The organism is Bacillus sp. PK3-037, from assembly GCF_054161355.1.
On sequence record NZ_CP096408.1, the window covers coordinates 1107515 to 1132385 of the forward strand.

Here is a 24871-nt window from a genome sequence, read left to right on the forward strand (position 1 = left end):
TCATATGACAATGCCGATTATCATCGTCATCGCAGTTGTATTCTTTTTACTCATCGCACTTATAGCGGTATTTATTACAAAATATCGTACGGCAGGGCCTGATGAAGCGTTAATTGTTACAGGAAGCTATCTTGGAAATAAAAATGTTCACGTTGATGAGGGAGGCAACCGCCTGAAGATTGTTCGCGGAGGAGGAACCTTTGTTCTTCCGGTTTTTCAGCAGGCTGAGCCGCTAAGTCTGTTATCAAGCAAACTCGATGTATCGACACCTGAAGTGTATACCGAGCAAGGTGTGCCTGTAATGGCAGACGGAACTGCAATTATTAAAATCGGCGGCTCTATTGGAGAAATCGCCACAGCAGCCGAACAATTTTTAGGAAAGTCAAAAGAAGACCGTGAGCAGGAGGCGCGTGAGGTACTGGAAGGCCACCTCCGTTCCATTCTCGGGTCTATGACAGTAGAAGAAATTTATAAAAACCGCGAAAAATTCTCTCAAGAAGTGCAGCGTGTCGCTTCACAGGATCTTGCGAAGATGGGTCTTGTGATTGTCTCCTTTACCATTAAAGATGTCCGTGATAAAAACGGCTATCTTGAATCACTAGGTAAACCGAGAATTGCGCAGGTAAAACGTGATGCTGACATTGCAACCGCAGAGGCCGACAAAGAAACAAGAATTAAGAGGGCGGAAGCCGATAAAGAAGCGAAAAAATCAGAGCTTGAACGAGCGACGGAAATTGCCGAAGCTGAAAAAATCAATCAGCTTAAAATGGCTGAATACCGGCGAGATCAAGATACAGCAAAAGCCAACGCTGACCAGGCATACGATTTGGAAACAGCCAAAGCACGCCAGCAGGTGACTGAGCAGGAAATGCAGGTCAAGATTATAGAACGCCAAAAACAAATTGAATTAGAAGAAAAAGAAATTCTCCGCCGTGAACGCCAGTATGATTCTGAAGTGAAGAAAAAAGCCGATGCAGACCGCTATTCAGTTGAGCAATCTGCCGCTGCTGAAAAAGCCAAACAGCTAGCCCAAGCCGATGCCAAGAAATACAGCATAGAAGCGATGGCGAAGGCTGAAGCTGAAAGGGTCAGAATTGACGGCCTTGCAAAAGCAGAAGCTGAAAAAGCAAAAGGTGAGACAGAGGCCGAGGTTATTCGCTTAAAAGGTCTTGCTGAAGCGGAAGCGAAAGAAAAAATTGCCGCTGCCTTTGAGCAGTACGGTCAGGCTGCGATTTTCGATATGATTGTCAAAATGCTTCCGGAATACGCGAAACAGGTATCAGCACCGCTTTCAAATATTGATAAGATCACCGTCGTTGATACAGGAGGAAACGGTGATTCAAGCGGCGCCAACAAAGTCACAAGCTATGCGACAAATTTAATGTCCAGTCTGCAAGAAAGCTTAAAAGCGTCTTCGGGAATCGACGTAAAAGAAATGATTGAGAACTTTTCAGGAAAAGGCAACATCAAACAGAGCATCAACGAACTGACAAATGAATTAAAAGAAACAAAGCCTGTTCAAAAATCTGAATAACCATTGCGGAAAGGATTAGAGAATGAATGGTGACTATAAGAGAAGCACGACTAGATGATATAAAGGCCATCGCAAAAGTGCATGTTGACAGCTGGGTGACAACATACAGCGGCATTGTCTCCGCTGAATACTTAAATGGTTTGAACTACAAGGATTTTGAAGCCAAATGGAAAAGCCGTTCATTAAAGGGGGTCTTTGTAGCAGAAGATGAAGAAGGTTCAGTATTCGGCTTTGCATCTTTTGGTCCAATTCGTTCAGAGCAGAAAGGCTATGACGGAGAGTTGTATGCCATTTACCTTTTAGAAGAAAAACAGCGGCGAGGTGCGGGCAGAGCGCTTTTGACAAAGGGAATAGATTTTTTGCTTGATCATGGCTTTACGAGCATGTTTGTTTGGGTCGTAGAGGAGAATCCTTCGATTACATTTTATCAGTCGTTTTCACCTGAAAGAGCAGCCGAGGATAGTTTTGAAATCGCAGGAGAAAGCATGAAAGAAATAGCTGGCCGGATCTCGCTTCATTAAAAAATCTGCTCAACAAAAGATAAAAAACAACCCCCAGCGGACAGGTAGCTGGGGGTTGTTAGATTAAGCTTTTTCAGTTTTCAGCAAGCGCGGAGCTGTTATGAACAATAAACAAAGGACAATCGCACAGATGATGAATGACGGAACCATATAAGTAGCATTATAAGTTAACGAGTAAATCCATACCGGTGTTCCTTTTGGTGCAAAGCTGCCGAAAAATACAGCCCCTGAAATCACGTGTGCAGCATAACGCAGAAAACTGCCGATAAAAACTGCGCAAATAATTGATACGATCAATTTCCCTTTTGCTTTTGATAAGGCGGATTTGCGGACAGCGGAAGCGAAAAAACCGCTTATGCCGACAGCGGCGAACGCTGCAATGTAATCAAGCAACAGCTGAACAGGGTGCTGAAGAAATAGATTTCCGATCGCAATTTGAACGAGACCTGTCAATAGACCGGTGGTAAGCCCCGCTTTAACTCCCCAGCGAAAAGAAATCAAAAAAATCGGAATCATCATGATGGATACCGACCCTCCTTGAGGCATACGGAGAAACATTCCGGAAACGATGTCTAAAATGACAGCAGCAGCAGTCATGATTGCAATTTCAATAAGACGTACCAGTTGTCTTGATTGAGCCATAAAAATCCCCTTCCATCGATAGACAATCCAAAAGGACACAAAAAAGCAGCACGCGGAAGGATGAGGAAAGTTCCACGCACTGCTTTACAATCTGCAATTCATTTGACTTTGCCACATCCCTACGCCAGCGTTAACTAACAGGTTCAAAGGGTCAGAACGAAACCGCTCACTCTCAGCTTTTATGCTCCCCTTGTGGTCATCGGATATTTAGTTCGTTTCTACTATACAAGAAAAAGGTTAAAACAACAAGATGACATTGCCTGTGGTAAATGTTCTTTAATAGATAAATGTTTTATAAAGCATTATAAGTTAGATAGAATAAAGAAAGATTACAGTTTTATTGTTTTATAGATTTTTTTTAAAAAACTATTGCAATAAATAATTATAGGTGTTATATTATTAAACGTCGCTGATGAACAGCAGACAAAACAAGAAGCTTTAAACAACTTTTAAAAAAAGTTGTTGACAATTAAGAAGCTGAGTGTTATATTAGTAAAGCTGCTTCATTGAGAGCGGTGATGATCTTTGAAAACTAAACAAGACAAAACGTACCTGTTAATTCAAGTTTTATTATAAATCGCACAGCGATGTGCGTAGTCAGTCAAACTGAGGTCTGCACGATGCAGATCACGCAGATGTTGCCACAGGATGTGGTGAACTTAATCTGCGATCCATTTATCGGAGAGTTTGATCCTGGCTCAGGACGAACGCTGGCGGCGTGCCTAATACATGCAAGTCGAGCGGACAGATGGGAGCTTGCTCCCTGATGTTAGCGGCGGACGGGTGAGTAACACGTGGGTAACCTGCCTGTAAGACTGGGATAACTCCGGGAAACCGGGGCTAATACCGGATGCTTGTTTGAACCGCATGGTTCAAACATAAAAGGTGGCTTCGGCTACCACTTACAGATGGACCCGCGGCGCATTAGCTAGTTGGTGAGGTAACGGCTCACCAAGGCAACGATGCGTAGCCGACCTGAGAGGGTGATCGGCCACACTGGGACTGAGACACGGCCCAGACTCCTACGGGAGGCAGCAGTAGGGAATCTTCCGCAATGGACGAAAGTCTGACGGAGCAACGCCGCGTGAGTGATGAAGGTTTTCGGATCGTAAAGCTCTGTTGTTAGGGAAGAACAAGTACCGTTCGAATAGGGCGGTGCCTTGACGGTACCTAACCAGAAAGCCACGGCTAACTACGTGCCAGCAGCCGCGGTAATACGTAGGTGGCAAGCGTTGTCCGGAATTATTGGGCGTAAAGGGCTCGCAGGCGGTTCCTTAAGTCTGATGTGAAAGCCCTCGGCTCAACCGGGGAGGGTCATTGGAAACTGGGGAACTTGAGTGCAGAAGAGGAGAGTGGAATTCCACGTGTAGCGGTGAAATGCGTAGAGATGTGGAGGAACACCAGTGGCGAAGGCGACTCTCTGGTCTGTAACTGACGCTGAGGAGCGAAAGCGTGGGGAGCGAACAGGATTAGATACCCTGGTAGTCCACGCCGTAAACGATGAGTGCTAAGTGTTAGGGGGTTTCCGCCCCTTAGTGCTGCAGCTAACGCATTAAGCACTCCGCCTGGGGAGTACGGTCGCAAGACTGAAACTCAAAGGAATTGACGGGGGCCCGCACAAGCGGTGGAGCATGTGGTTTAATTCGAAGCAACGCGAAGAACCTTACCAGGTCTTGACATCCTCTGACAATCCTAGAGATAGGACGTCCCCTTCGGGGGCAGAGTGACAGGTGGTGCATGGTTGTCGTCAGCTCGTGTCGTGAGATGTTGGGTTAAGTCCCGCAACGAGCGCAACCCTTGATCTTAGTTGCCAGCATTCAGTTGGGCACTCTAAGGTGACTGCCGGTGACAAACCGGAGGAAGGTGGGGATGACGTCAAATCATCATGCCCCTTATGACCTGGGCTACACACGTGCTACAATGGACAGAACAAAGGGCAGCGAAACCGCGAGGTTAAGCCAATCCCACAAATCTGTTCTCAGTTCGGATCGCAGTCTGCAACTCGACTGCGTGAAGCTGGAATCGCTAGTAATCGCGGATCAGCATGCCGCGGTGAATACGTTCCCGGGCCTTGTACACACCGCCCGTCACACCACGAGAGTTTGTAACACCCGAAGTCGGTGAGGTAACCTTTATGGAACCAGCCGCCGAAGGTGGGACAGATGATTGGGGTGAAGTCGTAACAAGGTAGCCGTATCGGAAGGTGCGGCTGGATCACCTCCTTTCTAAGGATATTTACGGAATATAAGACCTTGGGTCTTATAAACAGAACGTTCCCTGTCTTGTTTAGTTTTGAAGGATCATTCCTTCGAAACGTGTTCTTTGAAAACTAGATAACAGTAGACATCACATTCAATTAGTAACACAAGATATCACATAGTGATTCTTTTTAACGGTTAAGTTAGAAAGGGCGCACGGTGAATGCCTTGGCACTAGGAGCCGATGAAGGACGGGACGAACACCGATATGCTTCGGGGAGCTGTAAGCAAGCTTTGATCCGGAGATTTCCGAATGGGGAAACCCACCACTCGTAATGGAGTGGTATCCATATCTGAATTCATAGGATATGAGAAGGCAGACCCGGGGAACTGAAACATCTAAGTACCCGGAGGAAGAGAAAGCAAATGCGATTCCCTGAGTAGCGGCGAGCGAAACGGGATTAGCCCAAACCAAGAGGCTTGCCTCTTGGGGTTGTAGGACACTCTATACGGAGTTACAAAGGAACGAGGTAGATGAAGAGGTCTGGAAAGGCCCGCCATAGGAGGTAACAGCCCTGTAGTCAAAACTTCGTTCTCTCCAGAGTGGATCCTGAGTACGGCGGAACACGTGAAATTCCGTCGGAATCCGGGAGGACCATCTCCCAAGGCTAAATACTCCCTAGTGACCGATAGTGAACCAGTACCGTGAGGGAAAGGTGAAAAGCACCCCGGAAGGGGAGTGAAAGAGATCCTGAAACCGTGTGCCTACAAGTAGTCAGAGCCCGTTAACGGGTGATGGCGTGCCTTTTGTAGAATGAACCGGCGAGTTACGATCCCGTGCAAGGTTAAGCAGAAGATGCGGAGCCGCAGCGAAAGCGAGTCTGAATAGGGCGCATGAGTACGTGGTCGTAGACCCGAAACCAGGTGATCTACCCATGTCCAGGGTGAAGTTCAGGTAACACTGAATGGAGGCCCGAACCCACGCACGTTGAAAAGTGCGGGGATGAGGTGTGGGTAGGGGTGAAATGCCAATCGAACCTGGAGATAGCTGGTTCTCTCCGAAATAGCTTTAGGGCTAGCCTCAAGGTAAGAGTCTTGGAGGTAGAGCACTGATTGGACTAGGGGCCCCTACCGGGTTACCGAATTCAGTCAAACTCCGAATGCCAATGACTTATCCTTGGGAGTCAGACTGCGAGTGATAAGATCCGTAGTCGAAAGGGAAACAGCCCAGACCGCCAGCTAAGGTCCCAAAGTATACGTTAAGTGGAAAAGGATGTGGAGTTGCTTAGACAACCAGGATGTTGGCTTAGAAGCAGCCACCATTTAAAGAGTGCGTAATAGCTCACTGGTCGAGTGACTCTGCGCCGAAAATGTACCGGGGCTAAACGTATCACCGAAGCTGCGGACTGTTCTTCGAACAGTGGTAGGAGAGCGTTCTAAGGGCTGTGAAGCCAGACCGGAAGGACTGGTGGAGCGCTTAGAAGTGAGAATGCCGGTATGAGTAGCGAAAGAGGGGTGAGAATCCCCTCCACCGAATGCCTAAGGTTTCCTGAGGAAGGCTCGTCCGCTCAGGGTTAGTCGGGACCTAAGCCGAGGCCGAAAGGCGTAGGCGATGGACAACAGGTTGATATTCCTGTACCACCTCCTCACCATTTGAGCAATGGGGGGACGCAGGAGGATAGGGTAAGCGCGGTATTGGATATCCGCGTCCAAGCAGTTAGGCTGGGAAATAGGCAAATCCGTTTCCCATAAGGCTGAGCTGTGATGGCGAGCGAAATATAGTAGCGAAGTTCCTGATTCCACACTGCCAAGAAAAGCCTCTAGCGAGGTGAGAGGTGCCCGTACCGCAAACCGACACAGGTAGGCGAGGAGAGAATCCTAAGGTGATCGAGAGAACTCTCGTTAAGGAACTCGGCAAAATGACCCCGTAACTTCGGGAGAAGGGGTGCTCTGTTAGGGTGCAAGCCCGAGAGAGCCGCAGTGAATAGGCCCAGGCGACTGTTTAGCAAAAACACAGGTCTCTGCGAAGCCGTAAGGCGAAGTATAGGGGCTGACGCCTGCCCGGTGCTGGAAGGTTAAGAGGAGCGCTTAGCGTAAGCGAAGGTGCGAATTGAAGCCCCAGTAAACGGCGGCCGTAACTATAACGGTCCTAAGGTAGCGAAATTCCTTGTCGGGTAAGTTCCGACCCGCACGAAAGGCGCAACGATCTGGGCACTGTCTCAACGAGAGACTCGGTGAAATTATAGTACCTGTGAAGATGCAGGTTACCCGCGACAGGACGGAAAGACCCCGTGGAGCTTTACTGCAGCCTGATATTGAATGTTGGTACAGCTTGTACAGGATAGGTAGGAGCCTTGGAAACCGGAGCGCCAGCTTCGGTGGAGGCATCGGTGGGATACTACCCTGGCTGTATTGACCTTCTAACCCGCCGCCCTTATCGGGCGGGGAGACAGTGTCAGGTGGGCAGTTTGACTGGGGCGGTCGCCTCCTAAAAGGTAACGGAGGCGCCCAAAGGTTCCCTCAGAATGGTTGGAAATCATTCGCAGAGTGTAAAGGCACAAGGGAGCTTGACTGCGAGACCTACAAGTCGAGCAGGGACGAAAGTCGGGCTTAGTGATCCGGTGGTTCCGCATGGAAGGGCCATCGCTCAACGGATAAAAGCTACCCCGGGGATAACAGGCTTATCTCCCCCAAGAGTCCACATCGACGGGGAGGTTTGGCACCTCGATGTCGGCTCATCGCATCCTGGGGCTGTAGTCGGTCCCAAGGGTTGGGCTGTTCGCCCATTAAAGCGGTACGCGAGCTGGGTTCAGAACGTCGTGAGACAGTTCGGTCCCTATCCGTCGCGGGCGCAGGAAATTTGAGAGGAGCTGTCCTTAGTACGAGAGGACCGGGATGGACGCACCGCTGGTGTACCAGTTGTTCTGCCAAGGGCATCGCTGGGTAGCTATGTGCGGACGGGATAAGTGCTGAAAGCATCTAAGCATGAAGCCCCCCTCAAGATGAGATTTCCCATTCCGCAAGGAAGTAAGATCCCTGAAAGATGATCAGGTTGATAGGTCTGAGGTGGAAGTGTGGCGACACATGGAGCTGACAGATACTAATCGATCGAGGACTTAACCTAATGTCTAATGATGTCACACCTGTTATCTAGTTTTGAGAGAACACTCTCAAATTGTTTGGTGGCGATAGCGAAGAGGTCACACCCGTTCCCATGCCGAACACGGAAGTTAAGCTCTTCAGCGCCGATGGTAGTCGGGGGTTTCCCCCTGTGAGAGTAGGACGCCGCCAAGCAGTTGCACGGTAGTGCAATTATGGAGGATTAGCTCAGCTGGGAGAGCATCTGCCTTACAAGCAGAGGGTCGGCGGTTCGAGCCCGTCATCCTCCACCATTCTTACTATACATAATATGTTTACATATGAGCCGGTGTAGCTCAATTGGTAGAGCAACTGACTTGTAATCAGTAGGTTGGGGGTTCAAGTCCTCTTGCCGGCACCACTTTTATATGTTATAATATTCAAGTCTCTTGTAAGAAGAGCCATTAGCTCAGTTGGTAGAGCATCTGACTTTTAATCAGAGGGTCGAAGGTTCGAGTCCTTCATGGCTCACCATTTATATGTTGCGGATGTGGCGGAATTGGCAGACGCGCTAGAATCAGGCTCTAGTGTCTTTACAGACGTGGGGGTTCAAGTCCCTTCATCCGCACCATTTCTGCGGAAGTAGTTCAGTGGTAGAACACCACCTTGCCAAGGTGGGGGTCGCGGGTTCGAATCCCGTCTTCCGCTCCAACTATACCATCCACGCCGGGGTGGTGGAATTGGCAGACACACAGGACTTAAAATCCTGCGGTAGGTGACTACCGTGCCGGTTCAAGTCCGGCCCTCGGCATTATAATTTGCGCCCGTAGCTCAATTGGATAGAGCGTTTGACTACGGATCAAAAGGTTAGGGGTTCGACTCCTCTCGGGCGCGCCATGATCTACATGAAATCGGGAAGTAGCTCAGCTTGGTAGAGCACATGGTTTGGGACCATGGGGTCGCAGGTTCGAATCCTGTCTTCCCGACCATTCTTGGGGCCTTAGCTCAGCTGGGAGAGCGCCTGCTTTGCACGCAGGAGGTCAGCGGTTCGATCCCGCTAGGCTCCACTTGATTTCAATATATGATTTGGCGGTGTAGCTCAGCTGGCTAGAGCGTACGGTTCATACCCGTGAGGTCGGGGGTTCGATCCCCTCCGCCGCTACCAAAGGACCTTTAGCTCAGTTGGTTAGAGCAGACGGCTCATAACCGTCCGGTCGTAGGTTCGAGTCCTACAAGGTCCACCACAATACGGAGGAATACCCAAGTCTGGCTGAAGGGATCGGTCTTGAAAACCGACAGGGGTGTCAAAGCCCGCGGGGGTTCGAATCCCTCTTCCTCCGCCATATATATTCTTACATTTTATCATCGCGGGGTGGAGCAGTTCGGTAGCTCGTCGGGCTCATAACCCGAAGGTCGCAGGTTCAAATCCTGCCCCCGCAACCAAACAAATATATCCTTTTAAATAAGGAGTGCCCGATGGGTGCAACAAATTAAAATGGTCCGGTAGTTCAGTTGGTTAGAATGCCTGCCTGTCACGCAGGAGGTCGCGGGTTCGAGTCCCGTCCGGACCGCCATTTAAATAATAAGGCTCGGTAGCTCAGTTGGTAGAGCAACGGACTGAAAATCCGTGTGTCGGCGGTTCGATTCCGTCCCGAGCCACCATTTACAAATATATATATTTTGGCGGTTGTGGCGAAGTGGTTAACGCACCAGATTGTGGCTCTGGCATTCGTGGGTTCGATTCCCATCAATCGCCCCAAATAAAATTGCGGGTGTAGTTTAGTGGTAAAACCTCAGCCTTCCAAGCTGATGTCGTGGGTTCGATTCCCATCACCCGCTCCATTTCTATATCGTCATGGGCCTGTAGCTCAGCTGGTTAGAGCGCACGCCTGATAAGCGTGAGGTCGATGGTTCGAGTCCATTCAGGCCCACCATACCATGACTTTTACGTTCCACAGTAGCTCAGTGGTAGAGCTATCGGCTGTTAACCGATCGGTCGCAGGTTCGAATCCTGCCTGTGGAGCCATATGGAGAAGTACTCAAGTGGCTGAAGAGGCGCCCCTGCTAAGGGTGTAGGTCGTGTAAGCGGCGCGAGGGTTCAAATCCCTCCTTCTCCGCCATGACGGCCCGTTGGTCAAGCGGTTAAGACACCGCCCTTTCACGGCGGTAACACGGGTTCGAATCCCGTACGGGTCATCCTGAAACCTTGCATATCCTGCAAGGTTTTTTTGTTTTCTAAATGATATGCATCTGATTTTGTTTTTTATTCTATATCAAATTTACAACAAAAAACTCCAAATCTTTTGTTTTTCTTCAGAAAATGAAGTTTTATGTCAATAAATATAAGCGCTTTCTAGAAAGGGCTTTTTTTTATTTCTACGAATAAATAATATAAATGAAAACTATGATGTCAGAAAGGATGATTACATGGCCGCTGCCAGCCCAACAGCACATGATGTTTATCTTTTTCACGAAGGCAGTCTGTTTAAAAGCTATCAGCTGTTTGGCTCGCATAATCGCGAGCTGAATGGCCAAAGCGGGTATGAATTTTGTGTGTGGGCGCCTCATGCGTCAGAAGTTCGAGTGGCTGGAGATTTTAACAGTTGGTCAGGTGAGCTTCATGTTATGCAGAAAGTTAATGCTCATGGCATTTGGACGTTATTTGTTCCAGGTTTGAAAGAAGAGGAACGATATAAGTATGAAATCGTGACAAATAGCGGAGAGACCATGCTGAAGGCAGACCCGTATGCTTTTTATTCAGAAGTAAGACCGAATACGGCGTCTCTTACTTACGATCTTGCAGGGTACAGCTGGCATGATCAAAAGTGGCAGAAGAAGCAGAAAGCTAAAACGATATATGAAAAGCCGGTTTTTATTTATGAGCTTCATCTTGGTTCATGGAAGAAGCATCCCGATGGCACGCTTTACTCCTATGAAGAATTAGGCCAGTCTCTTATTCCTTATATCAAAGAGCAGGGATTTACCCATATCGAGCTGCTGCCCGTTTATGAACATCCGTACGATCGTTCCTGGGGTTATCAAGCAACGGGGTATTACAGCCCGACAAGCCGATTTGGCACGCCACATGATTTGATGAGGTTTGTTGATGAATGCCATCAGGCAAACATCGGCGTCATACTTGATTGGGTCCCCGGACATTTTTGTAAAGATTCGCATGGGCTTTATATGTTTGATGGAGCGCCTCTTTACGAATATCAAGAAGAGCGTGACAGGGAGAACTGGCTGTGGGGCACCGCTAACTTTGATTTAGGAAAACCGGAAGTTCATAGTTTTTTAATTTCTAATGCGTTGTACTGGGCGGAATTCTATCATATAGATGGTTTTAGGGTCGATGCCGTGGCTAATATGCTGTATTGGCCAAATCAGGATGAACGCCATACGAATCTCTATGCAGTTGAATTTTTAAAAAAGCTTAATCAAACAATGCGGGAGGCATATCCGCATGTCATGATGATAGCGGAAGATTCCACCGAATGGCCTCAAGTAACAGGTTCTGTTGAGGAAGGAGGACTCGGCTTTCATTTTAAATGGAATATGGGCTGGATGAATGATGTGCTGAAATACATGGAGACGCCTGCTGAACAAAGGCGGCACTGCCATCAGCTTGTGTCTTTTTCCTTGCTTTATGCGTTTAGTGAACATTTTGTATTGCCATTTTCTCATGATGAAGTCGTGTATGGAAAAAAATCACTTCTTCATAAAATGCCTGGCGACTATTGGCAGAAATTTTCCCAATATCGGCTTTTACTCGGTTATATGACGGCTCATCCCGGAAAAAAACTCATTTTTATGGGATCGGAATTTGCTCAATTCGATGAATGGAAAGATACAGAACAGCTTGATTGGTTTTTGAACTCCTTCCCCATGCATCAAAAAGCAAGTGTTTTTACTCAAGATCTTCTCCGCTTTTATCAAAAAAGCAAAATCCTTTATGAAAATGACCATCGTGCTCAATCATTTGAATGGATTGATGTCCACAATGAGGAGCAATCCATCTTTTCTTTTATTCGGTATGGCAGACGGCACGGTGAGGCGCTTATCATCTTATGTAATTTTACACCCTCGGTCTATCATCAATACGATGTTGGCGTTCCCTTTCTTACCCAATATATCGAAGTGTTGAACAGTGACAATGAAAAATATGGGGGCTCAGGTCAATTAAATAAAAAGCCGTTGGCAGCCAAACCTGGAGCTGTTCATCACAAACCGTGCTATATCACAATGACAATCCCCCCTTATGGCATTTCAATTATGCGGGCGGTGAAAAAAAGAGGAGAGATAAATGAATGAAAAAACAATGTGTGGCTATGCTCCTTGCCGGCGGGAAGGGCAGCCGTCTCAGCGGATTAACAAAACATATGGCAAAACCGGCTGTATCTTTTGGGGGAAAATACAGGATTATTGATTTTACGCTCAGCAACTGCTCGAATTCAGGCATAGACACAGTAGGCATCTTAACGCAATATCAGCCGCTGGAGCTGAATTCCTATATTGGCATTGGCAGTGCATGGGACCTTGACAGGCACAATGGCGGCGTTACGGTATTGCCTCCTTATGCCGAGTCATCCGAAGTGAAGTGGTATAAAGGGACGGCTAGCGCAATTTATGAAAATCTCAATTACCTGAACCAGTACGATCCTGAGTATGTGCTGATCTTATCAGGCGATCACATTTATAAAATGGACTATGGCAAAATGCTTGATTTTCATATTGAAAAGAAAGCGGATGTGACCATCTCCGTGATTGAAGTGGGATGGGAAGAAGCGAGCCGATTCGGCATCATGAAGACAAATGAAGACGGGATCATCACACATTTTGATGAAAAGCCTAAATTTCCAAAGAGCAATTTGGCATCCATGGGTATTTATATTTTCAATTGGCCGCTCTTGAAGCAATACCTTGAGATGGATGACCGGAATCCGTATTCAAGCCATGACTTCGGCAAAGATATCATTCCTTTGCTTTTGGAGGAGAAAAAGAAGCTTTCCGCATATCCGTTTAAAGGATATTGGAAGGATGTCGGCACGGTGCAGAGCTTATGGGAAGCCAATATGGATTTGCTGAAAGACGAGTCTGAGCTGAGGCTGTTTGAACGCAATTGGAAGATTTACTCTGTCAATCCGAATCAGCCTCCGCAATTTATTTCGCCTGAGGCGCAGGTTCATGACTCACTTGTGAATGAGGGGTGTGTTGTTTATGGGAATGTGTCTCACTCCGTTCTTTTTCAAGGTGTCACCGTCGGTAAGCACGCAACGGTCAAGCGTTCAGTGATTATGCCGGATGTGACAATCGGTGAGCATGTCGTGATTGAGAATGCTATCGTGCCCAAGGGCTTAGTGCTTCCGGGTGGCGCAGTGATTAAATCTGAAAAAGACATTCAGGAGGTGCTGCTTGTTTCGGAGGAATTTGTAGAGAAAGAATTGATTTAATTACTGAAGAGGAGGCAGAATCAGTTGATCAATAATCAAATGTTAGGAGTTATAGATGAAACCACATATAAGCATTCTCTTCAGGATTTAACCGCACAGCGGTCGCTTGGTGCGATTCCTTTTGCTGGCAGATACCGTTTGATAGATTTTATGCTGTCCAATATGGTGAATGCAGACATTAGGAGTGTGGCGATTTTTCCGAAATATCGCTACCGGTCTCTTATGGACCATCTTGGAGCAGGGAAGGAATGGGATTTACACCGAAAAAAGGACGGCCTCTTTTTTTTTCCGTCACCGCATTTGCATGATGAGTATAATGAATTCGGTTCATTTCGCCAATTTTCTGATCATCTTGATTACTTTCATAGAAGCACACAGCAATATGCAGTCATCACCAACAGCCATACTGTATGCAACATTCAATTTCAATACGTGCTGAAAAGACATCAGGAGGCGGGCTGTGACATTACCGAGGTCTTTCAGGACGGTCAGTCGCTGCAAATCTATATCATGTCTTCTAAACTCTTGAAGGATCTGATCTACGGACATATTGAAAAAGGATACAGAACCATTCAGGAGGTTATTGAAAAGGAAGCCTCCGCATTGACCATTTGCCCATATGAATATTCGGGGTATGCAGCTGTTATTGATTCTGTAGAAAAGTATTATACCCACAGTATGGAGCTTATTCAGCCACGTTTTTGGCAGCAGGTGTTTTTGCCTCAGCAGCCGATTTATACAAAAGTGAAGGATGAGCCCCCAACGAAATACGGGAAGAACAGCACTGTTAGAAATTCTTTAGTGGCAAATGGCTGTGTGCTTGAGGGAGAGGTCGAAAACTGCATTTTGTTCAGGGCGGTGCATGTCGGGAAAGGCACAAAGCTGAAAAACTGCATTATTATGCAAAAAACGCAGATTGGTGAGGATTGTTTGCTGGAGCAGGTGATTGCTGATAAAGATGTCAAAATCGGCAATACAACTGAAGCTGCGGGAACGGAGGAGCAGCCGCTCGTGTTAAAAAAAGGTTTGGTGCAAGGAGAGCTGATGAATTCTTGAAGGTGTTATTTGCTGTCTCAGAATGTACCCCGTTTGTAAAATCAGGCGGCCTGGCCGATGTGGCAGGCGCGCTGCCCAAAGTGCTTTCTCGTCTTGGGAACGACGTAGCGGTGATCATGCCGAAATACAGTCAAATTCCTGATCCCTGGAAAAAGCGTTTGAAGAAAACAGCTGAATGTACGGTTGCTGTTGGCTGGCGTCAGCAATATTGCGGGATTGAACATTTGGCTGAAGATGGTGTGAATTATTATTTTATCGACAATAAATATTATTTTTCAAGGGATTCCCTGTACGGGCATTTTGATGATGGGGAGCGGTTTGCTTATTTTTCAAGATCTGTGCTGGAAGCGGCAGAAGCAGTGAATTTTCAAGCCGATATCATTCATACTCATGACTGGCATACAGCGATGGTCAATTACTTGTTGAAAGAGGAATACAGCAAGCGCCCTTTTTATGAGCAGATGAAAAGTGTGCTCACGATCCATAACTTGCAGTTTCAAGGTATATTCCCGCCTGAGGTGACACATGACTTGCTCGGTCTGGACATGAGTCATTTTCATTATGAAAGATTAGAATGCAATGGATTTGTTAATTTTATGAAAGCAGGGATTCTCGCTGCTGATCATGTAACAACGGTGAGCCCGACTTATAGAAATGAAATTTTAACGCCGTATTACGGCGAGCAGCTTGAGCCAGTTTTGCAGCATAGGGAAAAAGATTTAACAGGGATCTTAAACGGTATTGATGACTCTTTATATCAGACAGAGAGCGATCCGTATATTGAGATGCATTACGACCCTGAACGTCTTGATTTAAAGGAAGAAAATAAAACGAAGCTCCAGCGGCGGATGGGCCTTCCAGAACGAAAAGATATTCCGCTGATCAGTATGGTAACAAGGCTGACCAAACAGAAGGGGCTTGATCTTGTTAAGAGAATGATGCATGAGCTGCTGGGGGAGAGAGACATACAGCTGATTGTGCTCGGTACGGGGGAGCGGGAATTTGAGGATTACTTCCGGTACATTGAATTTGCATTTCACGATAAATGCAGGGCGTATATTGGGTTTGATGAGCCGCTTGCCCATCAGATTTATGCGGGCTCGGATTTGTTTCTGATGCCGTCGAAATTTGAGCCGTGCGGTCTGGGGCAGATGATCGCGCTTCAATATGGCGCTATTCCGGTTGTCAGAGAAACAGGCGGGCTCTATGACACTGTCCGTTCCTACCGGGAGGAAGAGGGCATAGGCAACGGTTTTACGTTCTCAGCCTTTAATGCTCACGATCTGAAATTTACGATCGAGAGGGCGCTGTCGTTTTATCGCCAAAAGGATGTATGGAAGAGCATCATGAAGACCGCAATGAATGCAGATTATAGCTGGAAACAATCAGCCAAACAGTATCAGCGCATTTTCGAGCATGTGACAAGGAGTGGACGGGATGTTCTCGAGTAAAGAACGCTTTGCAGCCTTATTTTTAAAGCGTCTGGAAATGACGTGCGGGAAAAGCTTTAAGGACTCTTCCAGGCTTGATCAATATAAAACCTTAGGCAATATGATCAGAGAGTACATCAGCGCTGATTGGATCCAGACAAATGAAAGAAGCAGGTCCAATTCCGGAAAGCAGACATATTATTTGTCGATTGAATTTCTTCTCGGACAGCTCCTTGAACAAAATTTAATGAATCTCGGTATTCGGGATGTAGTGGAAGCGGGTCTGAAAGAGATCGGCATCAGTTTAGACGAGATCCTCTATATGGAGAGTGATGCAGGGCTTGGGAATGGCGGTCTGGGGCGATTGGCAGCTTGTTTCTTAGATTCTCTGGCTTCGTTAAACTTGCCTGGGCATGGGATGGGGATTCGCTATAAGCATGGCTTATTTGAACAAAAAATTGTTGACGGGCATCAGGTTGAGCTGCCTGAGCAATGGCTGAAAAACGGAAATGTGTGGGAAGTAAGAAATGCTGATCAAGCGGTTGACGTGCCGTTTTGGGGCGAGGTGCATATGATTGAAAAAAACGGCCGTCTGCATTTTCGTCATGAGCAAGCAACAATCATTACCGCCGTTCCTTATGATATCCCGATCATCGGATACGATACGGGCACAGTCAACACATTAAGGCTTTGGAACGCCGAGCCTTATGCGCATTATCACGGCGGCAATATTTTGTCTTATAAACGGGAAACAGAAGCTGTATCTGAATTTTTATACCCTGATGACACGCATGACGAGGGTAAGATATTACGGCTGAAGCAGCAGTATTTTTTAGTTTGTGCTAGTTTAAAAAGCATTGTGAACAATTACCGCAAAACGAATCAATCATTATATGGCTTGCATAAAAAAGTAAGCATTCATATTAATGACACCCATCCTGCACTTGCTGTGCCTGAACTGATGCGGATTTTGCTTGATGAAGAAAACATGAGCTGGGAAGATGCCTGGCATATCACAGTACATACAATTTCCTATACGAATCATACGACACTGTCAGAAGCGCTTGAAAAATGGCCGATTCATTTATTTAAGCCATTGCTCCCGCGAATGTATATGATTATTGAAGAGATTAATGAGAGGTTTTGCAGAGCGGTTTGGGAGAAGTATCCCGGTGACTGGAAAAGGATAGAGGATATGGCGATTACGGCGCACGGTGTTGTCAAAATGGCTCATCTCGCAATAGTGGGAAGCTACAGTGTAAACGGAGTTGCCAAAATTCACTCCGACATTTTAAAGGAACGGGAGATGCGTCATTTTCATGTGATGTTTCCGAATCGGTTTAACAATAAAACAAATGGAATTGCCCATAGGCGCTGGCTGTTAAAAGCCAATCCCGGCTTGTCCGCGATAATAACGGATGCGATAGGCGATGAATGGATAAAACAGCCGGAATCCTTGATTCGGCTGGAACCGTACGCTGCTGATCCCGCTTTTATTGAGCAGTTCCAAAACAACAAAAGCAGAAAAAAGCAAGAGCTTGCTGATCTGATTTTTTGCACGGCCGGAGTGGCTGTAAATCCGGACAGCATATTTGACGTACAGGTGAAACGGCTTCATGCGTATAAACGGCAGCTGCTGAATGTTCTTCATATTATGTATTTGTATAACCGCCTGAAGGAAGATTCGGGATTTTCTATTTATCCGCAAACCTTTATTTTCGGAGCAAAGGCTTCACCAAGCTATCATTACGCGAAGAAAATCATTAAACTGATTCATTCCGTTGCAGAGAAGGTAAATTATGACCCGGCGGTGAGGCAGCTGCTCAAGGTGGTTTTTTTAGAAAATTACAGGGTCTCTATGGCGGAGCAGATTTTTCCTGCATCAGATGTAAGTGAACAAATTTCGACTGCAAGCAAGGAAGCGTCCGGTACAGGTAATATGAAGTTTATGATGAATGGCGCGCTGACAATCGGCACGCATGACGGGGCGAATATTGAAATTCTGCAACGGGTCGGGGCTGATTGTGTTTACACATTTGGTTTGAAAGCGGATGACGTTCTTTCCTACCAGGAAAACGGAGGCTACAGATCAAGGGAGTATTATCAGCATGACCGCAGAATCAGGCAGGTAGCGGATCAGCTGATCAACGGTTTTTTTGAAGGTGAAGCCGATGAATTTGAATCCATCTATGATTCGCTGCTGCCGCACAATGACGAGTATTTTGTATTGAAGGATTTCAGTTCATACGCGGATGCCCAGGAGCGTATTCAAGCCGATTATCAAGATCGGCGAAAATGGTCAGAGCGTTCGATTTTAAACATTGCCCATTCAGGTTATTTTTCAAGCGACCGGACGATTCACGAATATGCGAAACACATTTGGAGAATTAAGCCGATGGTGTAAAAAAGCCGCTGTTTGAGCGGCTTTTTTGTTCAAAGGTTCATTGAATAGATGGTAAAGGATAAGCCAGTTGCAAAGACACTCCATAAAAAATAAGGCACAAGAAACCAGCTTGCGGCCCTGCTGTATACTTTTGCAATGATGATTACAACCAGCGCTGTTATGGCGACAAGCAGGCAGTCAATGGATGCGGCAAGGAGATTCTTTTGCGTGAACTGAAAATAACTGAATGCCTGATTAAGCACATAATTGATTAAAAACGCCAGCCAAAAGCTTTTGGCTTTTTTAAATGAACATTTGGCAAAAACAATGGCAGCTGAAAGAGAAATCAGTGCAAACAGGACGGCCCAGATGATGCCGATCGTTGACCCGCTTGGCGTCCAGTCTGGCTTTTTTAGTGAATGATACCAATTTTGGTCGATCGGAAATAGATAGTCTGCGGCTGAAAACAGTGCGTATGTAATGATAAAAACTACGATTGCGCCGAACATCTTTTTCATTATTTCCCTCCGGTATGTATTTATTTTACATGTAGCTTTACCCTTTATCTTGGATAGATCAAACCCCTGATATGCGGGGGAGATGATGTAGAGAGCTGCTGTAATGCGGTCATTTATGAAAACAAAAAAGAGAACCCCCTTTGCCTGGGGGTTCAATCTGCATGGAGATCGCCAAACGTCGTCATGATGCCTTCTTCATCCAGCTCTTCCTCATAACGTTCATGCGCCCTGCTTGGATACACTGTAATTTCTTTGCCTGTAATATCTGTGGCAATGAAATTCTCATATGATTCTGTATTGCCGATATTTTCTTCGGCATTCATCGTCATATCATCATAGCTAAGCGGCGGATTTTCCATGTCCTGCGGTGTTTCCGAGTTTCCGTATTTTTCAACGTCCTGATAGGAATCTTCACTGTCGTAAGGCGCTCTGATTTCTTCATCATCGTCAAATTCAAATTGCCCGAAAGGTGTTTCTTCTTCGATCGGACGGTCTTTGGAAACAACATCCTGGGATGAATATTCCGCGAGCGTTGTAGCAGTCGGAAGCGCTTCTAGGCGTTCATAAGGAATTTCCTTTCCGCTGACCTCACAAATCCCGTATGTGCCGTTTTCTATCGCCTTTAATGAATGCTCAATGTCCCGGAGATGCTCCCGTTCATGCAAATCAAGAGCAATGTCTTTTTCGCGCTCATAAAGCTCTGTCGCCTGATCGCCTGGGTGGTTGTCATAAGCAGAAAGCTCACCCCACGAATCATATGGAAAAGCGGAATTGAGCTGAAAATGGTCATTGTCTTTGAAGCGGTTCAATATATCTTCTTTCGTTTGTTCAAGTTCCTTTTTTAAATGCTGAAGCTGTTCGTTTGTAAGCAATATGATCGCCTCGTTTCTCTGTAATGCATACCTTTAGTATGGACAGATCGCCTGAGAACTTTCATAAATCTCTTGTGGAGGAATATAGGGGATTTTCCTTATATGGTAAGCGGATACAAGCTTTGCTATCAGTGGAGAAAGAAATTTAAGGTTTGTTTCTTTTTCATTTCTGCAATTAGGTTTATAATAGGTAAGGCAGGCCATTTGGACTGCATGATCTGTGTATTTGACACAATGTAGACACAGGTGTATGGTATTAAAAGCATTTTAAGAATTATGGAGGAATGTCTCATGGTGACAACGGTGCAGCGTACGTTCCGAAAGGAAGTTCTACATGCATTACATAAAGCCAAAGAAGTCAACCATGCTGTCTTAATAAGCTATTCGAGACAAATTAAGTCTCTTGACCCTCTATCATTTTTCAATTACGGAGCAAAAAAATATACAGGCAATCGATTTTTTTGGTCAGAACCTGAAAGTGAATTGACAATAGTCGGTCTTGGCAAAGAAGCTGTTTTCCAGACGAATCAAAAAAACGACGAGCGGTATCGCGAGGTTTTTGAACAATGGGAGCGCTTTAAAAAGACGGCTTTTCATATTTATGAAGAAGAAAAGCTGCAGCATTCTGCAGTGGGACCTGTCTTATTCGGAGGCTTTTCCTTTGACCCTTACGAAGAAAGAGGTGCTCAATGGGACCATTTCTCGGAAGGGGATTTCTTTGTGCCTTCGCTTATGCTGACAATGTCTGCTGACGGTTCGTTTTTAACAGTCAACAGATGGGTCAGCGGAGAAGAGGATGCAGAAACTGTTTTGGAAGGCTTAAAAGCTTTTGCAGCGGAATTTATGGTCCCCGATGTAAATCAAGAAGATCAGGCTGTGATGACAGCATCTCAGGAGCTGGATAAGTCTGATTGGCTGAAAGCAATCGAAACGGCAACAAGCCAGATTAAAGAGAATCAATATGATAAAGTGGTTCTTGCCAGAGAGCTGCTGCTCACGTTTGACGGCCCGGTCAAAATGGAACCGGTGCTTAAAACGCTTTTGACCGATCAGCAGACAAGCTATGTTTTTGCAATCGAACAAGAAGGCAAAACCTTTGTCGGCGCATCCCCGGAAAGACTGATCAAAAGAGACGGCAACACTGTCATGTCTACTTGTCTGGCAGGTTCCATAAAGCGTGGCTCTGATGAAGAAGAAGACCGCCGCATCGGCCTTGAATTATTAAACGATGAGAAAAATCTGCTGGAGCATGATATTGTTGTAGGCATGATTCATAACGCTTTTGTATCAAGCTGTTCTGACGTTGAAAAGCCTGACGAACCTGTATTGTACAAAACGAAAAGCGTCCAGCACTTATTTACGCCGATTGTCGGACAGCTTCACGCGTCTGCTTCGCTTTTTGACTTAATTGAGAAACTGCATCCCACACCTGCGCTTGGGGGAGCACCTCAGAAAAAAGCTGTAGAAGTGATTAGAGAGATCGAACCGATGTCCCGCGGCTGGTATGCGGCTCCTGTCGGGTGGATTGACAGTCAGGATAACGGAGAATTTGCTGTTGCCATCCGTTCAGGGCTGATTGAAGGCAGCACAGCACGCCTGTTTGCCGGGTGCGGCATTGTGGAAGACTCTGAACCGCAATCGGAATACGAAGAAACACAGATTAAGTTAAAGCCGATGATCTCTGCACTGGGAGGTGAGAGACGTTGACAGTGAACCCGATTACTCATTACATCGGAAGCTTTATTGATGAATTCGCCCTTTCCGGAATTACAGACGCTGTCGTTTGTCCGGGCTCGAGATCTACACCGCTGGCAATTCTAGCTGCCGCGCATCCGGATATCAACGTCCATATCCAAATCGATGAAAGATCTGCTGGATTTTTTGCATTAGGGCTGGCAAAAGCACAGCAGCGGCCCGTGCTTCTGATTTGCACATCAGGAACAGCCGCGGCCAACTTTTATCCGGCTGTGATTGAAGCCCATTATTCAAGAGTACCGATTATAGTGTTAACTGCTGATCGGCCCCACGAGCTGCGTGAAGTAGGCGCACCGCAGGCCATTAATCAGCACTTCTTATTCGGTAACTTTGTTAAGTTTTTCACAGACTCTGCTCTTCCCGAAGAGTCGCCGCATATGCTGAGATATATCCGAACGCTGGCAGGCCGTGCCGCCGGGGAAGCGCAAAAGCGTCCAATGGGGCCTGTGCACGTGAATGTACCTCTTCGTGAGCCGCTGATGCCCGACCTTTCTGATCAGCCGTTTGAAAGAATGAGAACTGGGCGTCACGTGTCAGTGAAAACGGGTACGCAATCCGTTGACCGAGACTCTCTGTCTGACGTGGCTATGATGTTGAAAGAGGCCGAAAAAGGCATGATCGTCTGCGGGGAACTCCACAGTGATGCTGATCAGCAAAAAATTGTGGAGCTGTCAAAAGCGCTGCATTATCCAATTTTAGCTGACCCGCTGTCTAACCTTCGGAACGGCGTCCATGATAAAAGCACCGTTATAGATGCGTATGACTCATTTTTGAAGGATGATGAGCTGAAGTCAGCACTGCGGCCTGATGTCGTGATCCGTTTCGGACCGATGCCTGTTTCAAAGCCGGTTTTTTTGTGGCTGAAGGATGACCCGGCCATTCAGCAGATTGTGATTGATGAGGATGGCGGCTGGAGAGACCCGACACAGGCAAGCGCACATATGATTCACTGCAGCCCGTCTAGTTTTGCCGACGCGATCATGGCTGAGCATACTGGAATGGGTCGAACTTCGGAATGGCTGGAAAAATGGCAGATCGTGAATCAGCGTTTCCGTGAATATCTGCAAACGGTCAGCAGTGAAGAGGTTTCATTTGAGGGCAACCTCTATCGAATCCTCCAGCATCTTGTGCCTGAAAATAGCTCGCTGTTTGTCGGAAACAGCATGCCAATCAGGGATGTCGATACGTTTTTTGAAAATCAGGACCGCAATTTCCGTATCTATTCAAACCGTGGCGCAAATGGGATTGATGGTGTTGTCTCTTCTGCCATGGGTGTTTGTGAAGGAACAAAAGCACCTGTGACACTTGTGATCGGGGATTTGTCTTTTTATCATGATTTAAACGGGCTGCTGGCGGCTAAAAAACTGGGTATTCCGCTTACTGTGATCCTCGTGAACAATGACGGCGGAGGGATTTTTTCATTTTTGCCGCAGGCGTCTGAAAAGACACATTTTGAAGATTTGTTCGGCACGCCGACCGGGCTCGATTTCAAGCATGCGGCTGAGCTTTACGGGGGCACGTATTCATGCCCGGCTTCGTGGGATGAATTTAAAGCATCATACGCACCGCAGGCTGATAAGCCCGGCCTTCACATTATAGAAATCAAGACTGATCGCCAATCAAGAGTTCAGCTTCATCGTGATATGCTGAATGAGGCTGTGCGGGAAGTGAAAAAACAATGGGAACTGTAAACATAACTGTTGCAGACGGCGTCCGCTATGCTGTGACAGATGATCGGCCGAATGCTTCTGATGCCATCGTCTGTCTGCACGGGTTTACCGGCAGCAAACAATCCTGGGCCTTTCTGGACCAGTTGCTGCCTGATTCCCGTGTCATCAAAATTGATTGCTTGGGGCACGGAGAAAGTGATGCCCCGTTGAATGGAAAAAGATATAGCACGAGCCGGCAAGTTTCAGACCTTGCCGAAATATTTGATCATTTAAAACTTCACAAAGTGAAACTTATTGGTTATTCTATGGGGGGAAGGCTTGCATATTCCTTTGCCATGACATACCCTGAACGGATATCAGCGCTTGTGCTCGAAAGCACGACGCCCGGTCTTAAAACCCTCGGGGAACGGAAAGAACGAATCTTGCGGGATCGGAAGCTTGCCGATTTTATTTTGCGTGACGGGATCAAAGCCTTTGTCGACTATTGGGAAGGCATCCCTTTGTTTTCGACGCAGCAGCGGCTTGCTGAAGACGTTCGGCAAAGGATACGGTCGGGCCGTCTGAGAAACAATAACATTGGACTGGCCAACAGTTTAATCGGTATGGGCACCGGTTCACAGCCTTCCTGGTGGAGCCGGTTAAAAGATATTGCGGCGCCTGTGCTTCTCATCTGCGGAGAATGGGACGAGAAGTTTTGCGCCATTAATCAAGAGGTGCATAAGAAGCTTCCATCTAGTAGAATAGAGATTGTTCCTGAAGCAGGGCATACAGTGCATGTGGAACAGCCGCGTTTTTTTGGTAAAATAGTGAGTGAGTATTTAACAAACTTATAACTCGTTCATATGAAAAATAGAGGAGGTCATATCATGGCTGTAGAATGGAAAACTGAACGTACATACGATGAAATACTGTATGAAACGTATAATGGTATTGCAAAAATAACTATCAACCGCCCTGAGGTACATAATGCGTTTACCCCTAAGACGGTTGCTGAAATGATTGATGCATTTGCTCGCGCGAGAGATGATCAAAACATCGGCGTTATCGTGCTTGCCGGTGCCGGAGACAAAGCGTTTTGTTCTGGCGGAGACCAAAAAGTGCGCGGACACGGCGGTTATGTAGGCGACGACCAAATTCCGCGTTTAAACGTATTGGATCTTCAGCGTTTAATCCGCGTCATCCCGAAACCTGTTGTTGCGATGGTATCCGGATATGCGATCGGCGGAGGACACGTGCTTCACATCGTATGTGACTTGACAATCGCTGCCGACAATGCGATTTTCGGACAAACCGGCCCTAAAGTGGGAAGCTTTGACGCAGGTTACGGTTCAGGCTACCTGGCTCGAATCGTAGGACATAAAAAAGCTCGTGAAATCTGGTACCTGTGCCGTCAGTACAACGCGCAGGAAGCGCTGGATATGGGACTTGTCAACACAGTTGTTCCTTTAGAACAGCTTGAAGAAGAAACGATTAAATGGTGTGAAGAAATGCTTGAGAAAAGCCCGACCGCACTTCGTTTTCTTAAAGCTGCGTTTAACGCGGACACAGACGGACTTGCTGGAATTCAGCAGTTTGCAGGGGATGCAACCCTTCTTTACTACACAACTGATGAAGCAAAAGAAGGCCGTGATTCCTTTAAGGAAAAACGCAAACCGGATTTCGGTCAATTCCCGCGTTTTCCGTGATCAGCAGATACGTATGAAACGAACAGCTTGAGCCATTGCGGTCCAAGCTGTTTTCTTTTCAATAAAGTAATTTTACCTC

At 46.7% G+C, this 24871-nt stretch carries 13 protein-coding genes, 21 tRNA genes, 3 rRNA genes, 1 pseudogene and 1 riboswitch; of the genes and pseudogenes, 35 read left to right on the plus strand and 3 right to left on the minus strand.

Translation table 11 applies throughout. From position 1 onward, the window contains the following. The first annotated feature begins 4 nt into the window (after nucleotides 1-4). Nucleotides 5-1534 (plus strand): flotillin lipid rafts scaffold protein FloT, encoded by a 1530-nt coding sequence (floT, locus tag M1D69_RS05660; protein WP_059292679.1) that lies wholly within the window; start codon nucleotides 5-7, stop codon nucleotides 1532-1534. A gap of 26 nt (nucleotides 1535-1560) precedes the next feature. Continuing rightward, nucleotides 1561-2078 (plus strand): annotated as a pseudogene (locus tag M1D69_RS05665) (N-acetyltransferase family protein). 40 nt (nucleotides 2079-2118) lie between these two features. Here the strand turns inward: M1D69_RS05665 and thiT are convergent. Then, a complete protein-coding gene (gene thiT, locus M1D69_RS05670; protein WP_458104312.1) occupies nucleotides 2119-2697 on the minus strand; it encodes an energy-coupled thiamine transporter ThiT in 579 nt (192 codons plus the stop codon). 99 nt (nucleotides 2698-2796) lie between these two features. Continuing rightward, nucleotides 2797-2898: riboswitch (TPP riboswitch) on the minus strand. Nucleotides 2899-3372: 474 nt separating this feature from the next. Here thiT and M1D69_RS05675 point away from each other — a divergent pair. The 29 genes from M1D69_RS05675 to glgP all read left to right on the plus strand — a co-directional run bounded on the left by M1D69_RS05675 (nucleotide 3373) and on the right by glgP (nucleotide 18313). Beyond that, nucleotides 3373-4922: ribosomal RNA gene (locus M1D69_RS05675) — 16S ribosomal RNA — on the plus strand. A 169-nt stretch (nucleotides 4923-5091) separates the two neighbouring features. Then, nucleotides 5092-8019: ribosomal RNA gene (locus M1D69_RS05680) — 23S ribosomal RNA — on the plus strand. Nucleotides 8020-8073: 54 nt separating this feature from the next. Further along, nucleotides 8074-8189: ribosomal RNA gene (gene rrf, locus M1D69_RS05685) — 5S ribosomal RNA — on the plus strand. The 16S, 23S and 5S rRNA genes sit together here with 21 tRNA genes alongside, the layout of an rRNA operon. Nucleotides 8190-8211: 22 nt before the next feature. Continuing rightward, nucleotides 8212-8287 (plus strand) — tRNA-Val (locus M1D69_RS05690). Between the two features lie 31 nt (nucleotides 8288-8318). Next, nucleotides 8319-8394, plus strand: a tRNA-Thr gene (locus M1D69_RS05695). Between the two features lie 37 nt (nucleotides 8395-8431). After that, a tRNA-Lys gene (locus M1D69_RS05700) sits at nucleotides 8432-8507 on the plus strand. Between the two features lie 10 nt (nucleotides 8508-8517). Then, nucleotides 8518-8604: transfer RNA gene (locus tag M1D69_RS05705), tRNA-Leu, on the plus strand. Nucleotides 8605-8609: 5 nt separating this feature from the next. Next, a tRNA-Gly gene (locus M1D69_RS05710) sits at nucleotides 8610-8684 on the plus strand. A 14-nt stretch (nucleotides 8685-8698) separates the two neighbouring features. Then, a tRNA-Leu gene (locus tag M1D69_RS05715) sits at nucleotides 8699-8784 on the plus strand. 9 nt (nucleotides 8785-8793) lie between these two features. Then, nucleotides 8794-8870: transfer RNA gene (locus M1D69_RS05720), tRNA-Arg, on the plus strand. A 15-nt stretch (nucleotides 8871-8885) separates the two neighbouring features. After that, nucleotides 8886-8962 (plus strand) — tRNA-Pro (locus M1D69_RS05725). A gap of 5 nt (nucleotides 8963-8967) precedes the next feature. After that, nucleotides 8968-9040, plus strand: a tRNA-Ala gene (locus M1D69_RS05730). 21 nt (nucleotides 9041-9061) lie between these two features. Beyond that, a tRNA-Met gene (locus M1D69_RS05735) sits at nucleotides 9062-9138 on the plus strand. 2 nt (nucleotides 9139-9140) lie between these two features. Next, nucleotides 9141-9217 (plus strand) — tRNA-Ile (locus tag M1D69_RS05740). A 6-nt stretch (nucleotides 9218-9223) separates the two neighbouring features. Then, nucleotides 9224-9316, plus strand: a tRNA-Ser gene (locus M1D69_RS05745). Nucleotides 9317-9339: 23 nt separating this feature from the next. Next, nucleotides 9340-9416 (plus strand) — tRNA-Met (locus M1D69_RS05750). 54 nt (nucleotides 9417-9470) lie between these two features. Continuing rightward, a tRNA-Asp gene (locus tag M1D69_RS05755) sits at nucleotides 9471-9547 on the plus strand. Nucleotides 9548-9559: 12 nt separating this feature from the next. Further along, nucleotides 9560-9635: transfer RNA gene (locus tag M1D69_RS05760), tRNA-Phe, on the plus strand. Nucleotides 9636-9656: 21 nt separating this feature from the next. Further along, nucleotides 9657-9732, plus strand: a tRNA-His gene (locus tag M1D69_RS05765). A 9-nt stretch (nucleotides 9733-9741) separates the two neighbouring features. Beyond that, nucleotides 9742-9815 (plus strand) — tRNA-Gly (locus tag M1D69_RS05770). Between the two features lie 15 nt (nucleotides 9816-9830). Continuing rightward, nucleotides 9831-9907, plus strand: a tRNA-Ile gene (locus M1D69_RS05775). 17 nt (nucleotides 9908-9924) lie between these two features. Further along, a tRNA-Asn gene (locus tag M1D69_RS05780) sits at nucleotides 9925-9999 on the plus strand. 3 nt (nucleotides 10000-10002) lie between these two features. Continuing rightward, nucleotides 10003-10093, plus strand: a tRNA-Ser gene (locus M1D69_RS05785). Nucleotides 10094-10097: 4 nt separating this feature from the next. Beyond that, nucleotides 10098-10169 (plus strand) — tRNA-Glu (locus M1D69_RS05790). A 231-nt stretch (nucleotides 10170-10400) separates the two neighbouring features. Then, nucleotides 10401-12284, plus strand: coding sequence for a 1,4-alpha-glucan branching enzyme (glgB, locus tag M1D69_RS05795; RefSeq protein ID WP_458104311.1), 1884 nt, complete (start codon nucleotides 10401-10403; stop codon nucleotides 12282-12284). Continuing rightward, nucleotides 12281-13423, plus strand: a complete 1143-nt coding sequence (locus M1D69_RS05800) for a glucose-1-phosphate adenylyltransferase (protein WP_458104310.1) — start codon at nucleotides 12281-12283, stop codon at nucleotides 13421-13423. Before glgB ends, M1D69_RS05800 begins: the two co-directional genes overlap by 4 nt. 24 nt (nucleotides 13424-13447) lie before the next feature. Next, nucleotides 13448-14479, plus strand: coding sequence for a glucose-1-phosphate adenylyltransferase subunit GlgD (gene glgD / locus M1D69_RS05805; protein ID WP_458104309.1), 1032 nt, complete (start codon nucleotides 13448-13450; stop codon nucleotides 14477-14479). After that, on the plus strand, nucleotides 14476-15930 hold the full coding sequence (gene glgA / locus M1D69_RS05810) for a glycogen synthase GlgA (protein WP_458104308.1): 1455 nt from the start codon (nucleotides 14476-14478) through the stop codon (nucleotides 15928-15930). Before glgD ends, glgA begins: the two co-directional genes overlap by 4 nt. Further along, a complete protein-coding gene (glgP, locus tag M1D69_RS05815) occupies nucleotides 15917-18313 on the plus strand; it encodes a glycogen phosphorylase GlgP (protein WP_458104307.1) in 2397 nt (798 codons plus the stop codon). The genes glgA and glgP overlap by 14 nt, the downstream gene beginning before the upstream one ends. Before the next feature lie 29 nt (nucleotides 18314-18342). Here the strand turns inward: glgP and M1D69_RS05820 are convergent, their stop codons facing one another. Together M1D69_RS05820 and M1D69_RS05825 are read right to left on the minus strand one after the other, a co-directional pair. Continuing rightward, complete coding sequence (locus tag M1D69_RS05820) at nucleotides 18343-18810, minus strand: TspO/MBR family protein (RefSeq protein WP_458104306.1); 468 nt, start codon at nucleotides 18808-18810, stop codon at nucleotides 18343-18345. A gap of 152 nt (nucleotides 18811-18962) precedes the next feature. Then, nucleotides 18963-19682, minus strand: a complete 720-nt coding sequence (locus tag M1D69_RS05825) for a yteA family sporulation protein (RefSeq protein WP_024122606.1) — start codon at nucleotides 19680-19682, stop codon at nucleotides 18963-18965. A gap of 291 nt (nucleotides 19683-19973) precedes the next feature. On the opposite strand from M1D69_RS05825, the gene M1D69_RS05830 reads away from it, so the two are divergent. The 4 genes from M1D69_RS05830 to menB are packed head-to-tail and all read left to right on the plus strand — an operon-like array spanning nucleotide 19974 to nucleotide 24792. Beyond that, nucleotides 19974-21389, plus strand: a complete 1416-nt coding sequence (locus M1D69_RS05830) for an isochorismate synthase (RefSeq protein ID WP_458104305.1) — start codon at nucleotides 19974-19976, stop codon at nucleotides 21387-21389. Next, nucleotides 21386-23128 carry a 2-succinyl-5-enolpyruvyl-6-hydroxy-3-cyclohexene-1-carboxylic-acid synthase gene (menD, locus tag M1D69_RS05835; protein ID WP_458104304.1) on the plus strand — a complete coding sequence of 581 codons (1743 nt, stop codon included), beginning with the start codon at nucleotides 21386-21388 and terminating at the stop codon, nucleotides 23126-23128. The genes M1D69_RS05830 and menD overlap by 4 nt, the downstream gene beginning before the upstream one ends. Beyond that, complete coding sequence (gene menH, locus M1D69_RS05840) at nucleotides 23116-23940, plus strand: 2-succinyl-6-hydroxy-2,4-cyclohexadiene-1-carboxylate synthase (RefSeq protein WP_215510216.1); 825 nt, start codon at nucleotides 23116-23118, stop codon at nucleotides 23938-23940. The genes menD and menH overlap by 13 nt, the downstream gene beginning before the upstream one ends. Nucleotides 23941-23973: 33 nt before the next feature. After that, nucleotides 23974-24792 (plus strand): 1,4-dihydroxy-2-naphthoyl-CoA synthase, encoded by an 819-nt coding sequence (gene menB, locus M1D69_RS05845; protein ID WP_010331603.1) that lies wholly within the window; start codon nucleotides 23974-23976, stop codon nucleotides 24790-24792. Nucleotides 24793-24871 lie beyond the last annotated feature (79 nt).

What these genes read in the sequence shown, in the direction of transcription:
- menH (WP_215510216.1), top strand. Translation starts at nt 23,116, where the DNA reads ATGGGAACTGTAAACATAACTGTTGCAGACGGCGTCCGCTATGCTGTG.
- M1D69_RS05830 (WP_458104305.1), top strand. Translation starts at nt 19,974, where the DNA reads ATGGTGACAACGGTGCAGCGTACGTTCCGAAAGGAAGTTCTACATGCA.
- M1D69_RS05800 (WP_458104310.1), top strand. Translation starts at nt 12,281, where the DNA reads ATGAAAAAACAATGTGTGGCTATGCTCCTTGCCGGCGGGAAGGGCAGC.
- floT (WP_059292679.1), top strand. Translation starts at nt 5, where the DNA reads ATGACAATGCCGATTATCATCGTCATCGCAGTTGTATTCTTTTTACTC.
- thiT (WP_458104312.1), bottom strand. Translation starts at nt 2,697, where the DNA reads ATGGCTCAATCAAGACAACTGGTACGTCTTATTGAAATTGCAATCATG.
- M1D69_RS05820 (WP_458104306.1), bottom strand. Translation starts at nt 18,810, where the DNA reads ATGAAAAAGATGTTCGGCGCAATCGTAGTTTTTATCATTACATACGCA.
- glgP (WP_458104307.1), top strand. Translation starts at nt 15,917, where the DNA reads ATGTTCTCGAGTAAAGAACGCTTTGCAGCCTTATTTTTAAAGCGTCTG.
- glgB (WP_458104311.1), top strand. Translation starts at nt 10,401, where the DNA reads ATGGCCGCTGCCAGCCCAACAGCACATGATGTTTATCTTTTTCACGAA.
- menB (WP_010331603.1), top strand. Translation starts at nt 23,974, where the DNA reads ATGGCTGTAGAATGGAAAACTGAACGTACATACGATGAAATACTGTAT.